The organism is Bradyrhizobium sp. 62B, assembly GCF_030272265.2.
In the GTDB taxonomy this organism is placed as follows: Bacteria; Pseudomonadota; Alphaproteobacteria; order Rhizobiales; family Xanthobacteraceae; genus Bradyrhizobium.
The window spans coordinates 1,550,482-1,564,820 of sequence record NZ_CP092841.2 but is presented as its reverse complement, the minus strand read 5'-3'; the positions used below and the strand labels follow the sequence as shown (position 1 = coordinate 1,564,820).

The following is a 14,339-nucleotide window of genomic DNA, read 5'->3' as shown; positions in this document are numbered from 1 at the left end:
CCGCCCGGCCGCCCCACTTACTTCACCAGCGGGCAACCGCCTTCGCTCATGGGCCGAAACACCTCTTCGCCCGGCTTGGAGCTGACGACCCGATAGTAGTCATACTTGTACTTGGACTCCTCGGGCTTCTTCACCTGCACGAGATGCATGGTGTGCAGCACGCGCCCGTCGGGGCGGATGACGACGTCCTTGTTGTACATGTCGTTCACCTTCAGCTCGTGCATCTTGGCGGCCACCGCCGTCGCATCAGTCGTGCCGGCTGCTTTCACGGCGGCGAGGTAGTGGTGGACCCCGCTATAGACCCCGGCCTGCACCATGCTGGCGACCTTGCCGTCCATCAGGCCGGCATAACGCTTCGACCATGCCCGGGTTTGATCGTTTAGGTCCCAGTAGAACGAGGTCGTCACCTGCAGGCCCTGCGTCACTTTCAGCCCGAGCGAATTCACGTCGGTGATGAACACGAGCAGACCGGCCAGCTTCTGGCCGCCCTCGACGATGCCAAATTCGCCCGCCTGCTTGATCGCGGTCTGCACGTCCGCACCCGATGTCGCGAGGCCGACGACGTCGGCTTTCGAGCCCTGCGCCTGCAACAGGAAGGAGGCAAAGTCGGCGGTGCCGAGCGGGTGCGCGGCCGAGCCGATCACCTTGCCGCCCGCCGCCTCGATGAACTTGGTGGCATCGCGCTGCAGCGCGTGGCCGAAGGCATAGTCGGCGGTCACGAAATACCAGGTCTTGCCGCCGGCGCGCGTGATTGCATCGCTGGTCAACTTCGACAGCGCGTAGGTGTCGTAGTTGAAGTGGAAGCTCACCGGGGAACAGGACTTGCCCGTGAAATCGGACGAGCCGGGGCCGGAGATGACGAAGATCCTGTTCTTCTGCTTGGCGACTTCGAGAATGGCAAAGCCGGCGGAAGATGCCGCGCCGTCCGCGATCATGTCCACACCCTCGTTGTCGAACCATTTTCGCGCGGTCGCTGCTGCGATGTCGGGCTTGTTCTGGTGATCGGCCGAGATGATCTCGATTTTCTTGCCGAGCAACTCGTTGCCGAAATCCTCGGCGGCGAGCTTTGCGGCAGCGACCGAGCCGCGTCCGCCATTGTCGGCGAACACGCCGGACTGATCGTTGAGCACGCCGATCCTGATGACATTGTCGGTTGCGAATGCCGCACTCGTTTGCGCGGCCAGAACGGCCGCCATCATCCAACGCAACTTCATAACTTACGCCTCCCGTTTACAATGTTTGCTTATCGAGGATGTCTTGCAGCACGGGCGCGATGTAGCGGCGGAACTGGTCCGGGTTCTCACTCATCGGAAAATGGCCGAGCCGCTCCATGACGGTCTCCTTCGCGCCGGGAATGCCGGCAGCAGTGCGCAGGGTGTCATCCGGCGTGCAGGAAAAATCGTATTCGCCGGTCAGGAGGTAGAGCGGGCACTGCTCGACGTCGATGTTGCCGGTGCGTCCGCGCAGATCGCCATCGACCCGATAAAAATAGAGATCCCCCTTGAAGATGCCGGGGCCGCCCTGCTTGTAGCCCCACAGCGTCTCATCGCGTGCAACCTCGGGCCCGTTTGGCGCGATCAATCCCGACACCAGGGCCGCGCAGACCTCACCGCCATGAACGTCGGGCCTGTTGAGCCATGCCGTGTCGTACCAGGGCTGCTGGAAATCGGCGGCCTCTAGCCCGATCAGCGCGCGGAATTCGCGCGCATGTTCGATGGCGAGATTGAGCACGATGCGGCCGCCGATCGAGCACCCCATCACCACCGGCCGATCCAATCCGAGCGCGTTGCAGAACGCGCGGATGGTCGCGGTATAGCCCGCGGTCGTCAGCCGGTATTCGCTGCCATATTGGCTATCCGGCGGATTGGACTTGCCGTGCCAGGGCATGTCGAAAGCGATGACGCGGAAATGTTGGGTGAACTCGTCGTCCACCAGTAGATGGCGCCATTGTCGTGCGTCGGACCCGGCGGTGTGCAGGCAAACCAGGGGAATGCCGCTGCCGTTCTCCTCGAAATAGATCCGGTTGATTTCGCCGTCGATCTCGACATGCAGGTAGCGACCGACGATCGGCTCGATGAAGCCGCTCATGACGGGCCTCCAAAGCCGTTCCGCCGGGGCAGAGCCAGCAGATCCTTGAAATACTGAAGATGTGTCATGAAGGGATGCAGATCGCCTTCGAGGGTTGCCTGCCCGCGCTTGGTCAGGGCCAGGAGATCGTGCCAGCCCGCGGGCGGCATCTTCTGCCAATAGGCGGCGAAGGCAGCGGGCGTCGCGCGATAGGAGAAGCGCCAGGAGCGCATCAGTACCGGCGCCGGAATCATATCCACGATCCGTCCGGCCCGAATGGCCAGGTGAAATGGCTGCGTGCTCGGCCCGAGCTGGCAATCCACGTCGAGTGAGCGGCCACGGGCGATCAACGCCTCATCGCGGGCCAGCAAATCGGGGATCGTTTTGAAAGCCGCGGTGACCGTTTCCGGCGTGAAGGGCACCAGCGAGCCGTCATCTTGACGGATACGTTCCTCCATCGTTCGCACTCCCTGCCGTTCTATTAGATAGAACAGTATTCTATTTCCGTTGCACTTCTATACAGAGCTGGTGAGCGAACTCAAGTGCACGACCGGGGGAGCTTCAGGTCCTGCTGGCCGTGCGATCGGGGGTGTGCGCCACGGGCGCCGTCATCTGATTGATTTCATCCGCCTCGCCGGCAGCTCCGGGCAGGATCGCGAAGCGCAGTGCCACCTGATCAACCCGCCCCCATGGCCGTTACGCCAGCACGTCCGCGACGACCGCTTTGACGACGTCCCTTACGTCGGCAGGCTTGAGCCGCACCTGCAGGCCGCGCTGGCCACCATTGAGATAGACGAGATCATGCGCGAGCGCGCTCTGCTCCATCACGGTCAGTACCTGCTTGCGCTGCCCGAACGGGCTGATGCCGCCGACCTTGTAGCCGGTGACACGCTCGGCCTCGGCCGGCTTCATCATCTGCGCCGACTTGCCGCCCGCGGCCGCCGCAAGCTTCTTCATCGAGACTTCCTGGTCGGAAGGGACAATCACGCAGACCGGCTTGCCGTCCACCAGCGCCATCAGCGTCTTGAGGACGCGCCCCGGGTCTTCACCGAGCGCGGCGGCGGCCTGGAGGCCGATGCTCTCGGCGTCAGGATCGTAGTCGTAGGCGTGGACGGTGAAGGCGACACCGGCGGCGGTGAGCGCGCGGGTGGCTGGAGTGACTTTGGACATGGGTGATATCTACCACCGTCATCGCGGGGAGCGAAGCGGCGAAGCAATCCAGACTGTCTCCGCGGAGGATTCCGGATTGCTTCGCTGCGATCGCAATGACGACGTGGGCACATTTGCCCACCGCGCCCTCGGCGTCGTCCCCGCGCACGCGGGGACCCATAACCACAGGAAGTAGTTTGGCGAAGACCAGTTGTTCGGGACCGTCCACAACCGCGAGATCATGCGGTATGGGTCCCGGCGTTCGCCGGGACGACACCAGTTGGTTGGCGGCACCGAGCCGCCAACTTACGCCTTCCCCTACTCCGCCGCGTCCCGCATCTCCGCCCGCTCGGCTCTCGCCGCGCAGAACTTGAACTCCGGGATCTTGCCGAACGGATCGAGCGCCGGATTGGTCAGCAGGTTCGCCGCCGCCTCCGCGTAGCAGAACGGCATGAACACCATGTTCTCCGGCACGTCGCGGTCGGAGCGCACCTTGACCTCGACCGCGCCGCGGCGGGTCTCCAGGCGAATGAAATCGCCGGGCGCGAGCTTCTTCTTGCGCATGTCCTTCGGCGACATGAAGGCCACCGCCTCCGGCTCGATCTGGTCGAGCACCTGGGCGCGGCGCGTCATCGAGCCGGTGTGCCAGTGCTCCAGCACGCGGCCGGTCGACAGCACCATGGGATATTCGTCATCCGGAATCTCGTCCGGCGGGATCACCTTGGCCGGCACGATCTTGCCGCGGCCGCTCGCGGTCGGGAAGCCCGTGGTAAAGATGATCTCGTTGCCGGGCTTGTCCGGAGCATCGACCGGATAGGTGACCGCGCCTTCGCGCACCAGCCGCTCCCAGGTGATGTTCTTCAGCGACGGCATCAGCTGCGCCATCTCGGTGAAGACGTCGCCGGGGCCGGCATAATTCCACGGCAGGCCCATGCGCTTGCCGATCTCCTGGATGATCCAGAGATCCTGCCGCGCATCGCCCGGCGGCTTGATCACCTGGCGCGCGAGCTGCACGCGGCGATCGGTGTTGGTGAAGGAGCCCTCCTTCTCCGCGAACGCCGAAGCCGGCAGGATCACGTCGGCGTGGAACGCGGTCTCGGTGACGAAGAGGTCCTGCACCACGAGATGATCGAGCATGGCGAGCGCGTGTCGCGCGTGCTGCAGATCCGGGTCGGACATCGCGGGGTTTTCGCCCTCGATATACATGCCCTTGATCTCGCCGGCGTGGATCGCGTTCATGATCTCGACCACGGTCAGGCCGCGGACGGGATCGAGATCCTGCTGCCAGAGTTTTTCGAAGCTGCCGCGCAGATCGTCGCGGCCGACCGGCTGATAATCCGGCAGGAACATCGGGATCAGGCCGGCGTCGGACGCTCCTTGCACGTTGTTCTGGCCGCGCAGCGGATGCAGGCCGGTGCCGGGACGGCCGACCTGGCCGGTGATCAGCGCCAGCGCGATCAGGCAGCGCGCATTGTCGGTGCCGTGGACATGCTGGCTGATGCCCATGCCCCAGAAGATGATCGACGACTTCGCGCGCGCATAGGTCCGCGCCACCTCGCGCAGCGTCTGCGCCGGGATGCCGCAGATCGCCTCCATCTTCTCCGGCGTGAACTCCTTGATCTTCTCCTTGAGGTCCTCGAAGCCCTCAGTGTAGCCGGCGATGTACTGGTCGTCGGTCAGGCCTTCGGTGATGATCGTGTTGATCATCGCGTTCAGCATGGCGACGTCGGAGCCGGGCTTGAACTGCAGATGCTTGGTCGCGTGACGCGACAGCGTCTGCCGGCGCGGATCCATCACGAACAGCTTTGCGCCGTTCTGCTTGACGGCGTTCTTGATGAAGGTCGCGGCCACCGGGTGGTTCACGGTCGGATTGGCGCCTATCACGATGATCACTTCGGCATCCATGGCAGCTGCGAACGGTGCCGACACCGCGCCGGAGCTCAGGCCCTCGAACAGCGCCGCCACCGAAGAGGCGTGGCACAGACGGGTGCAATGATCGACATTGTTCGAGCCGAAGCCGGTGCGCACCAGCTTCTGGAACAGATAGGCCTCTTCGTTCGAGCCCTTGGCCGAACCGAAGCCGGCCAGCGCCTTCACGCCCTTCTCGTCGCGGATCTTGACGAGGCCCTTGGCGGCGATGTCGAGCGCTTCTTCCCAGCTCGCTTCGCGGAAATGGGTGAAGGGATTGGCCGGATCGACCTGGTCGTTGGCATCCTTCTTCGCATTCGGCAGCCGCACCAGCGGCTTCGTCAGGCGATGCGGATGGTGGATGTAGTCGAAGCCGAAGCGGCCCTTGACGCAAAGACGGTTGTGATTGGCGGGGCCGTCGCGGCCCTCCGCATAGATCACCTTCTCGTCCTTGACCTCGTAGGTCACCTGGCAGCCGACGCCGCAGAACGGGCAGAGCGAGTCCACCTTCTTGTCCGCGTAAGTCACGCGGGTCTGCTTGTCGTCGAGCATCACGGCCGGCATCAGGGCGCCGGTCGGGCAGGCCTGGACGCATTCGCCGCAGGCGACGCACGTGGACTCGCCCATGGGATCGTCGAAATCGAACACGATCTTCGAGCCATGATTACGATAAGCCATGCCGATGACGTCGTTGACCTGGACCTCGCGGCAGGCGCGCACGCACAGGCCACACTGGATGCAGGCATCGAGGTTGACGCGCATCGCCGGATGGCTGGCGTCGGTCGCCCAGCGCTCGGCGGCGGGGAAGCGGCTCTCGGTGACGCCGGTCGCCTCGGCCCAGTGCCAGAACTTCGAATCCGGATCGTGCGAGGTCTCGCGCGCCGGCTGGTCGGCGACCAGCAGCTCCATCACCATCTTCTGCGCCGCCGTCGCGCGCGCGCTCTCGGTCTTGACCTTCATGCCGACCGACGGCGTGCGCTTGCAGGATGCTGCGAGCACGCGTTCGCCCTCGATCTCGACCATGCAGGCACGGCAATTGCCGTCGGGCCGATAGTCGGGCGCCGGCGAATAACAGAGATGCGGAATGTCCCGCCCCTGCCGCTTGGCGACTTGCCAGATGGTCTCGCCGGGTTTGGCTTCGACCTGCTTGCCGTCGAGCTCGAACGTAATCTTGGTCATTCGGCCGCTTCCTTGAACTCGTCAGTGAAATATTTGATCACGGTGGCCAGCGGATTCGATGCCGCCTGTCCGAGCCCGCAGATCGAGGCATCGCGCATCGCCTGGCTCAATTCCTCCAGGAGAGCGCGGTTCCAGACCGGCTTCTGCATCAGCTGCGCCGCTTTCTGGGTTCCGACGCGGCACGGCGTGCACTGGCCGCAACTCTCGTCCTCGAAAAATTTCATCAGGTTCAGCGCCGCCGCGCGCACGCTATCGTTCTGCGACAGGACCACGATCGCGGCCGATCCGATGAAGCAGCCGTATTTCTCCAGCGTGCCGAAATCGAGCGGAATGTCGTCCATCGACGCCGGCAGGATGCCGCCGGAGGCGCCGCCCGGCAGGTAAGCATAGAACTGATGGCCGTCGGCCATGCCGCCGCAATATTCGTCGATCAGCTCGCGAATGGTGATTCCGGCTGGCGCCAGCTTCATGCCGGGATTTTTCACGCGGCCCGAGACCGAGAAGCTGCGCAGGCCATGCCGTTCATGACGGCCATGGCCCTTCCACCACTCGGCGCCCTTCTCGACGATGTCGCGCACCCACCACAGCGTCTCGATGTTGTTGATCAGCGTCGGCAAGCCGAACAGGCCGACCTGGAACGGGTAAGGCGGCTTGTGCCGGGGCAAGCCGCGCTTGCCCTCGATGCTTTCCAGCAGCGAGGATTCCTCGCCGCAGATATAGGCGCCGGCGCCGCGGCGCATATGCAGCGTCGGACCGCCCGGCGGGAGCTTCGCGATCTCGCGCTCCAGGATCTCGCGCGAGGCTGGATATTCGTCGCGCAGATAGATGTAGACGTCGGAGGCCTGCACCACATGGGCGCCGATCAGCATGCCTTCGATGAAGCGGTGCGGATCGCTTTCGAGATAGACCCGGTCCTTGAACGTGCCGGGCTCGCCCTCGTCGCCGTTGATCGCCATCAGCCGCGGACCGGGCTCGCCGAGCACGGCGCGCCATTTGCGCCCCGTGGGGAAGCCGGCGCCGCCGAGACCGCGCAGCGAAGCGTTGTCGAGCGCCTTCAGGAGATCGTCGGTCGACAGTTCTCCCGAGCGCAGGCGACCCAGCAACTTGTAGCCCCCATCGGCGACATAGGCGTCGTAGCCGATATAGTTGGGCAGATGGGCGTGGGTATCACCGGCCTTCGCGGCCGCCATCACATTGGCGACGGTCGCGTGATCGACGAAATTGTGTCCGACTTCCGCGGCAGGCGCAGTGTCGCAGCGGCCGACGCAGGGTGCCCGGACGACACGGATGCCGGGACCGCCAGCACTTTGCAGATCCTCGAGCAGCTTCTCGCCGCCGAGCATCGCACAGGTCAGGGAGTCGCAGACGCGGATCGTCAGCGGCGCGATGTCGGGCTCGCCCTCCTTCACCACGTCGAAATGCGCGTAGAACGTCGCGGTCTCGAACACTTCGGCGAAGGCGAGTTTCATCTCGTCGGCGAGCGCGGCGAGATGCGCGGCCGAGATCTGGTGATATTTGTCCTGGATCAGGTGCAGATATTCGATCAGGAGATCGCGCCGCCGCGGCCTGTCGCCGAGCAGTTGTTCGATCTCGTGCGCGGCGGTGGGGTCGACCTGGCGCCCCTTGGGCGTGGCCTTGGCTCGCTTGCGTCCCTCGCCCGGGTGTTCGAACGAGCGGACCTGATGCACGTCATGGCTCATCGATGAATCTCGTAGCCCTTCTTTAGAACAAGTCCAACCTTAGCCGTTGGCATACCAGATGCCAAGAAAATTCTGGCGTTCCAATAAGCGTTTAAGGGGCACGCGGCCAACGAGCCCCATGCCCCCGTCGAACTGGATAGTGCGCCTTCTCAGCTCTTGTTCATGCACTCTTCGATGTAGAACCAGCGGTCGTCGCCAGCGAGGCCTTTGGACTTCACCTCGGCGCGGCAGGCCTTCAGCTTCGGCTTGTTGGCCGCCCACTTGGCCTTCATGTCCTTCAGCTTTTGCATGGACAGCTTGATCTTTCCCGGCTTGGCCTCGGTCGTAGCAGCGGGTGCAGCGGGCGCGGTCTGTGCAGATGCGGTGTGGAGGCCCGCGGCCAGCAGCATGGCGGCGAGGCAGATACGAGTGCGAAACATGAAAATCCCCCTAGGTCCCATTCTCGATGATTCTTGAAAGACGAATGTCGCGGGACGCCGACCATCGGCATCCCGCGACCGTGTCGACTGCGATCAGAAAATCTTGACCGCGCTCTCCAGCGTCTTCCAGACTCCCCAAGCCAGGGGAATGCCGACGAAGGCCCAGAACATCGCCGCCTTTGCGTCGAGGCCGCCAAAGCCGATACCGTAAGAGCCGTGCGGCCCCGCGGCTGCAGCGCTGGCGCTCGCCGCCTGCAGCTTGGCGACATCGGCCTCCTTCATGTGCCACTTCGAATCGACCGGCTTGATCAGGTAGTTGCAGATCAGGCCCGCGATCAGCATCGCGCAGAGGATGTACATGGTGGTGTTGTAGAGCTGGTCGCGCGGCACGCCGGCCGCGAGCTGGAACTCGCGGATGTAGTTCACCACGACGGGGCCGATGATGCCCGCCGTCGACCACGCCGTCAGCAGCCGCCCGTGGATGGCGCCGACGAACTGGGTACCGAACATGTCGGCGAGATAGGCCGGCACGGTGGCGAAGCCGCCGCCATACATCGACAGGATGATGCCGAAGCCGAGCACGAACAGCAGCTTCGAGCCCATCGCCGCGAAGGTCGGCGCCAGCGCGTAGAGCGCGATGCCGAGGATGAAGAACGTGTAGTAGGTGTTCTTCCGTCCGATCTTGTCCGACAGCGACGCCCAGAAGAAGCGGCCGCCGATGTTGAACAGCGACAGCAATCCAGCGAAGCCCGCGGCGATCGCGGCGATCTGCGCCTTCTGTCCGGCATCGAGTGCGTTGAAGCCGACATCAGGCAGGCCGATCAGCTTGCCCGCGAAGATCTCCTGCAGCATCGGCGAGGCCATGCCGATCACGCCGATACCCGCCGACACGTTCAGGCAGAGCACCCACCAGATCAGCCAGAACTGCGGCGTCTTGTGCGCGTCGTTGAGATGGACGTTGTTCTTCGAAATCATCGCGTTGGCCTTGACCGGCGGGGTCCAGCCCTCGGGCTGCCAGCCGGGCGGCGGCAGGCGATAGCGGAACGCGCCGATCATCATGAACACGAAGTAGATGACGCCCATCGCGACGAAGGTTTCCCAGACGCCGACCGAGGTCGGGCTCTTGAAATAGTTCATCAGCAGGTTCGCCAGCGGCGCGCCGATCATGGCGCCACCGCCGAAGCCCATGATCGCCATGCCGGTCGCCATGCCGCGACGATCGGGGAACCATTTGACGAGCGTCGACACCGGGGAGATGTAGCCGAGGCCGAGACCGATACCGCCGATCACGCCCGAACCCAGCCACAACAGCCAAAGCTGATGGGTGTAGACGCCGATCGCACCGAGGAAGAGACCGCCGCACCAGCAGAGCGCCGAGACGAAGCCCGCCTTGCGCGGCCCGACGCGCTCCAGCCAGCCGCCCCAGACCGCAGCCGCGATACCGAGCAGCACGAAGAACAGGGTGTACATCCATCCCATGCTGGCGACCTTCCAGTCGCAGCTGGTCGTGAACAGCTCCTGCCACAGCGACATGTCGGGACAGGCCTTCGGCGCAGTCAAACCGATCGCGCGCGACAGCGGCAGCCAGAACACCGAGAAGCCGTAGGCCATGCCGATGCACAGATGGATGCACAGCGCCGCCGGCGGCACCAGCCAGCGATTAAAGCCGGCGGTCGCGATGGTCCGCTCGCGATCAAGAAAACCCGCGCCAGCACCTGAAAGTGTCCCAGCGCCTTCGATTGCAGTCATGCATTCCTCCCCTCAGCCACCCTTCTGAGCAGCCTGCCGCTACTATCCTGTTCCTCAGCTCATTGCGGTGCAGACAATTGCCCCTGCTGCTCCGCACCATCATCCGACGCGCGCCAGGATCGTCACGCGCATCCTTAGTGTTAAACCCCTCGCGCGGGGCGCTATGCCCGATACGACGTGCAGGCTTCGTGAGCGGCCCGTTGATCCGCGTATCGCAGACAAGACTCAACCTCCGCGCCTGCACGGAGAAAGTCAATTTGGGCAGAAGCCATGATCGATGTCGATAGTCAAAAGGTCGGTATCAGTGAGGTAACGCTCACGAATGCGGTGCACCATTGGTGTCACCTATCGAGCCATTTGCTTTTTCTATCAAAAACACGATGCGCGCGTCGTTGCGCTCGGTGATCTCCACCGTGTCGCCGGTCTCGCGAATCAGGTTCGGAATGTCAATCACCGACAAGGGATCGGTGCAGTGAACCTCGAGCTGATCGCCCGGTTGCAACGGCTTGAGCGCCTTGCGCGTCTTCAGCGCAGGCAGCGGGCATTTCAGTCCGGTGAGATCGAGCATCGTTCTGGTCATGGGCGCAACATGGCGAGGTGAGGGAACGACGTCAACGCAGCCGCTCAGAGCAGATCGGCATAGGACAAGAAACCTACGCTGTGCCCCGGCTCGACGCCCGTGACGCTCTCACCGAGCACGACCAGGCCGTCGGTCTCGACCAGCGAGGACAACAGCCCCGCCCCTTCGCGTGGAAACTTGATGGCCTCGAGCCGGCCGTCCTGCGCACGCCGCAGGGATACACGCACGTATTCGCGCCGACCTGCCTTCTTCTTGTAGGTAAACGCCGCGCGCAACGGGATCGGCGTCAACGGCTCCGGCAGGCCGCCCGCCAGCGCCAGCACCGTCGGCCGCACCACGTGGACGAAGGTCACGAAGCTCGCGACGGGATTGCCGGGCAGTCCGATCAGCGGCGTGCCGTCGATGATACCCATCGCCACCGGCCGGCCGGGCTTGATCGCCATCCGCCACAGCACCAGCGAGCCGATGCTCTCGACCGCAGCCTTGACGTGGTCCTCCTCGCCGGTCGAGACGCCGCCGGTGGTGAGGATCAGATCGTGGCGCCCTGCAACCTGCTTCAGGCCGTTCGCGAGCGAGGTGCGCTCGTCGCGGAGAATGCCAAGATCGCTGACCTCGCAGCCGAGACGGCGCAGCATCGCCATCAGCATGAAGCGGTTGGAATCGAACAGCTGCGCGGCGGCGCGCGTCTCGCCGGGGGACGCCAGCTCGTCACCGGTCGAGAACACGGCGACACGGATGCGCCGGACGACATCTAGTCTTGTGAGGCCGAACGCGGCGGCAAGAGCAACATGCTGCGGCCGCAGGCGCTGGCCGGCGTGCAGCGCGATCTGTCCCTGAGGGATGTCCTCGCCGGCGGGGCGCACATTTGCGCCCGGCTTCAGCCCCGGCGGCAGCACGATCCGACCGGAATCGTCGATGCGGACGTCCTCCTGCATGAAGACGGTTTCGGCTTCCGGCGGCATCGGCGCGCCCGTGAAGATGCGCGCGGTGTGGCCGGGCTTAATCGGTGCCTGCGCGAGCCCACCGGCCGGGATGCGACCGTCAAGCGGGAGCGCCTGCTCGGCGCGATCGGGAACATCGGCATTGCGCACGGCATAGCCGTCGACGGCCGAGTTGGTGAAGGGCGGCAGCGGCAGCGGCGCCGCGACATCGCGCGCCAGCACGCGACCGTCTGCATCGAGGAGAGACACCGTCTCCAGATCGGCGATCGCGTTGACGCGCGTCGTGATGAGACCAACGGCCTCGTCGACCGACATCATCGGGCCGCCGAAGGCAAAGCAATCGTCCGAGAGTTGCGCCATGGTGCCTCGTCAGCGTATCGCGGCGCTCTTCGCAACCGCTTCCTCGACCGGCATCGCCGCGCGCAGCAGCAACGCCGCGGCCGCCTCGATGTCGTCGAGATGGACAGTCGGCAGCCGGGTGTCAATGGCGGTGTCGGCCGCGATGCCGGCAATGCCGGGATCGTCGGGAAACAGCAGCGGTTTGCCGTTCGCCGCGCGGTGCACCTCGATCTTGCGATGCGGCTCGCGCTTGAAACCCTCGACCACGACGAGATCGACCGCGGACAGCTTGCCCAATAATTCCGGCAGCCGCGGCTCCGCCGCCCCGCGCAATTCGTGCATCAGGGCCCAGCGGTTCGACGACGCCACCAGCACCTCGGCGGCGCCGGCCTCGCGATGGCGCCAGGAATCCTTGCCGGGCACGTCGACGTCGAACTGGTGGTGCGCATGCTTGATCACCGAGACGCGCAGGCCTTGCGCGTTGAAATGCGGGATCAGCCGCGCCAACAGCGTGGTCTTGCCCGCACCGCTCCAGCCTGCAAGGCCGATGACTTTCATTCCAGCTCTCTTTTCGCAACCAACGACCGCTGATGGAACCTCCGGCTCCACCCCGTCATTGCGAGTGCGGCGAAGCAATCCAGACTATCTCCGCGGATGTATTTCTGGATTGCTTCGCTGCGCTCGCAATGACGCCGAGGCAGCATTTCGCTCTTTCGCCGCCATGCTTATATCGGCTTGGCCCGAATGTCATGCTAACCTCGCCGCCATGATGCAAATGGACAAAGCCCCGGTGCCCCTGATCATCCCTGACCCGGACGACCCGCGCCTGACCCAGAGCGTGACCGGGACCGACCAGACTGGCGCCAGGGTCGAGATCAAGGTGCCGATGGAGCGGCCGCTGACGCTCTATTTGAATTCCCAGGAGATCGTCACCATGATGACGATCGGCGACTACCCCGAATATCTGGCGCTCGGCTATCTGCTGAATCAGAACATGCTGAAATATAATGACGCCGTCACCGAGGTCGAATACGACGACGATCTCCAGGTGGTCGTGGTGCGCACCGAGCATCACACCAATTTCGAAGCCAAGCTGAAGAAGCGCACGCAGACTTCGGGCTGCGCGCAGGGCACGGCTTTCGGCGACCTGCTGGAGGCCGTCGAAAGCGTCGCGCTGCCCAAGGCGGAGCTGCGCACATCCTGGCTGTACCAGATGACGCAGACCATCAACACCATGCCCTCGCTCTATCTCGAGGCCGGCGCGATCCACGGCTGCGTGCTGTGCAAGGAGGGCACCCCGCTCTGCTACACCGAGGACGTCGGGCGTCACAACGCCGTCGACAAGATCGCGGGCTGGATGTACCGCCACCGCGTCGATGCTTCCGACAAGATCCTCTACACCACGGGGCGCCTCACCTCGGAGATGGTGATCAAGACGGTTCGCATGGGCATTCCGATCCTGGTGTCGCGCTCCGGCTTCACCGCCTGGGGCGTCGATCTCGCGCGTCAGGTCGGACTGACGCTGGTCGGCCGCACCCGCGGCAAGCGCTTCATCGTCCTCGCGGGCGAAGAGCGCATCGTCTACGACCAGGACCTCGCTTACGTCGAGGAGGAATCGGCCAAGCACAAGCGCAAGGGTGAAGGTGGTGACGACTGAATTTCCAGCCACGACTATTCCGCCAACTCTTGGCGTGCTGCTCGCCGGCGGCCTCGCGCGGCGCATGGGTGGCGGCGACAAGCCGATGCGCACCATCGGCGGCCGCACCATTTTGGAGCGCGTGATCGCGCGCCTGAAACCTCAATGCACCGGACTGATCCTGAATGCCAACGGAGAGCCCGCGCGCTTCGCTTCCTTCGGCCTGCAGGTCGTCCCCGACGACGTGCCCGGCTTTCCCGGCCCGCTCGCCGGCATTTTGGCCGCGCTCGACTGGACCGCGGCGAACCGACCAGACGTCGACTGGGTGCTCAGCGCCGCCGGCGATTGCCCGTTCCTGCCGCGCGATCTGGTGGCCCGGCTGCATGACGCCCGGAGCCGCGAGAACGCGCAGCTCGCAGTCGCCGCATCCGGCGAGCAGTCACATCCCGTGATCGGCCTGTGGCGGGTCGCCTTGCGCGGCGAGCTGCGTCACGCGCTGGTCGTCGAAGACCTCCGCAAGATCGACCGCTGGACCGCACGCTATCCACTCGCGACCGTGACGTGGCCGGCCGAGCCGCTCGATCCGTTCTTCAACGCCAACACGGTCGAGGACATCGCCGAAGCCGAGCGGCTGGCCGCGCTGGACGACGCGGCCTGAGGGGCTCTCCTGGC

13 protein-coding genes are annotated in these 14,339 nt (G+C 64.7%); 2 read left to right on the top strand and 11 right to left on the bottom strand.

Annotation, left to right across the window (positions count from 1 at the left end):
* Positions 1 to 17: 17 nt before the first annotated feature.
* The 11 genes from ML401_RS07520 to mobB all read right to left on the bottom strand — a co-directional run bounded on the left by ML401_RS07520 (position 18) and on the right by mobB (position 12,589).
* Complete coding sequence (locus tag ML401_RS07520) at positions 18 to 1,214, bottom strand: ABC transporter substrate-binding protein (protein ID WP_212068851.1); 1,197 nt, start codon at positions 1,212 to 1,214, stop codon at positions 18 to 20.
* A 16-nt stretch (positions 1,215 to 1,230) separates the two neighbouring features.
* Positions 1,231 to 2,088 carry an alpha/beta fold hydrolase gene (locus tag ML401_RS07515; RefSeq protein ID WP_285811120.1) on the bottom strand — a complete coding sequence of 286 codons (858 nt, stop codon included), beginning with the start codon at positions 2,086 to 2,088 and terminating at the stop codon, positions 1,231 to 1,233.
* Complete coding sequence (locus ML401_RS07510) at positions 2,085 to 2,525, bottom strand: hypothetical protein (RefSeq protein ID WP_285811117.1); 441 nt, start codon at positions 2,523 to 2,525, stop codon at positions 2,085 to 2,087. Before ML401_RS07510 ends, ML401_RS07515 begins: the two co-directional genes overlap by 4 nt.
* 238 nt (positions 2,526 to 2,763) lie before the next feature.
* The gene (gene ybaK, locus ML401_RS07505; protein ID WP_285811115.1) at positions 2,764 to 3,237 is read right to left on the bottom strand and encodes a Cys-tRNA(Pro) deacylase; all 474 of its coding nucleotides are present in this window, start codon (positions 3,235 to 3,237) and stop codon (positions 2,764 to 2,766) included.
* A gap of 297 nt (positions 3,238 to 3,534) precedes the next feature.
* The gene (gene fdhF, locus ML401_RS07500; RefSeq protein ID WP_259219031.1) at positions 3,535 to 6,303 is read right to left on the bottom strand and encodes a formate dehydrogenase subunit alpha; all 2,769 of its coding nucleotides are present in this window, start codon (positions 6,301 to 6,303) and stop codon (positions 3,535 to 3,537) included.
* Positions 6,300 to 8,003, bottom strand: coding sequence for an NADH-ubiquinone oxidoreductase-F iron-sulfur binding region domain-containing protein (locus tag ML401_RS07495; RefSeq protein ID WP_285811111.1), 1,704 nt, complete (start codon positions 8,001 to 8,003; stop codon positions 6,300 to 6,302). The genes fdhF and ML401_RS07495 overlap by 4 nt, the downstream gene beginning before the upstream one ends.
* 149 nt (positions 8,004 to 8,152) lie before the next feature.
* Complete coding sequence (locus tag ML401_RS07490) at positions 8,153 to 8,422, bottom strand: hypothetical protein (RefSeq protein ID WP_194406380.1); 270 nt, start codon at positions 8,420 to 8,422, stop codon at positions 8,153 to 8,155.
* Positions 8,423 to 8,515: 93 nt separating this feature from the next.
* Positions 8,516 to 10,171 carry an OFA family MFS transporter gene (locus ML401_RS07485; RefSeq protein WP_194406379.1) on the bottom strand — a complete coding sequence of 552 codons (1,656 nt, stop codon included), beginning with the start codon at positions 10,169 to 10,171 and terminating at the stop codon, positions 8,516 to 8,518.
* Positions 10,172 to 10,487: 316 nt separating this feature from the next.
* On the bottom strand, positions 10,488 to 10,751 hold the full coding sequence (locus ML401_RS07480; RefSeq protein ID WP_285811108.1) for a sulfurtransferase TusA family protein: 264 nt from the start codon (positions 10,749 to 10,751) through the stop codon (positions 10,488 to 10,490).
* Between the two features lie 44 nt (positions 10,752 to 10,795).
* Positions 10,796 to 12,052, bottom strand: coding sequence for a gephyrin-like molybdotransferase Glp (glp, locus tag ML401_RS07475; protein WP_285811105.1), 1,257 nt, complete (start codon positions 12,050 to 12,052; stop codon positions 10,796 to 10,798).
* Between the two features lie 9 nt (positions 12,053 to 12,061).
* Positions 12,062 to 12,589 (bottom strand): molybdopterin-guanine dinucleotide biosynthesis protein B, encoded by a 528-nt coding sequence (gene mobB, locus ML401_RS07470; RefSeq protein ID WP_211419636.1) that lies wholly within the window; start codon positions 12,587 to 12,589, stop codon positions 12,062 to 12,064.
* Positions 12,590 to 12,797: 208 nt separating this feature from the next.
* On the opposite strand from mobB, the gene fdhD reads away from it, so the two are divergent.
* Both fdhD and mobA read left to right on the top strand, forming a co-directional pair.
* The gene (gene fdhD / locus ML401_RS07465; protein ID WP_194406375.1) at positions 12,798 to 13,688 is read left to right on the top strand and encodes a formate dehydrogenase accessory sulfurtransferase FdhD; all 891 of its coding nucleotides are present in this window, start codon (positions 12,798 to 12,800) and stop codon (positions 13,686 to 13,688) included.
* A complete protein-coding gene (gene mobA / locus ML401_RS07460) occupies positions 13,675 to 14,325 on the top strand; it encodes a molybdenum cofactor guanylyltransferase MobA (protein WP_374762377.1) in 651 nt (216 codons plus the stop codon). The genes fdhD and mobA overlap by 14 nt, the downstream gene beginning before the upstream one ends.
* Positions 14,326 to 14,339 lie beyond the last annotated feature (14 nt).

Coding starts and splice junctions, on each gene's coding strand:
- ML401_RS07520 (WP_212068851.1), bottom strand. CDS start 1,214: ATGAAGTTGCGTTGGATGATGGCGGCCGTTCTGGCCGCGCAAACGAGT.
- ML401_RS07515 (WP_285811120.1), bottom strand. CDS start 2,088: ATGAGCGGCTTCATCGAGCCGATCGTCGGTCGCTACCTGCATGTCGAG.
- ML401_RS07510 (WP_285811117.1), bottom strand. CDS start 2,525: ATGGAGGAACGTATCCGTCAAGATGACGGCTCGCTGGTGCCCTTCACG.
- ybaK (WP_285811115.1), bottom strand. CDS start 3,237: ATGTCCAAAGTCACTCCAGCCACCCGCGCGCTCACCGCCGCCGGTGTC.
- fdhF (WP_259219031.1), bottom strand. CDS start 6,303: ATGACCAAGATTACGTTCGAGCTCGACGGCAAGCAGGTCGAAGCCAAA.
- ML401_RS07495 (WP_285811111.1), bottom strand. CDS start 8,003: ATGAGCCATGACGTGCATCAGGTCCGCTCGTTCGAACACCCGGGCGAG.
- ML401_RS07490 (WP_194406380.1), bottom strand. CDS start 8,422: ATGTTTCGCACTCGTATCTGCCTCGCCGCCATGCTGCTGGCCGCGGGC.
- ML401_RS07485 (WP_194406379.1), bottom strand. CDS start 10,171: ATGACTGCAATCGAAGGCGCTGGGACACTTTCAGGTGCTGGCGCGGGT.
- ML401_RS07480 (WP_285811108.1), bottom strand. CDS start 10,751: ATGACCAGAACGATGCTCGATCTCACCGGACTGAAATGCCCGCTGCCT.
- glp (WP_285811105.1), bottom strand. CDS start 12,052: ATGGCGCAACTCTCGGACGATTGCTTTGCCTTCGGCGGCCCGATGATG.
- mobB (WP_211419636.1), bottom strand. CDS start 12,589: ATGAAAGTCATCGGCCTTGCAGGCTGGAGCGGTGCGGGCAAGACCACG.
- fdhD (WP_194406375.1), top strand. CDS start 12,798: ATGATGCAAATGGACAAAGCCCCGGTGCCCCTGATCATCCCTGACCCG.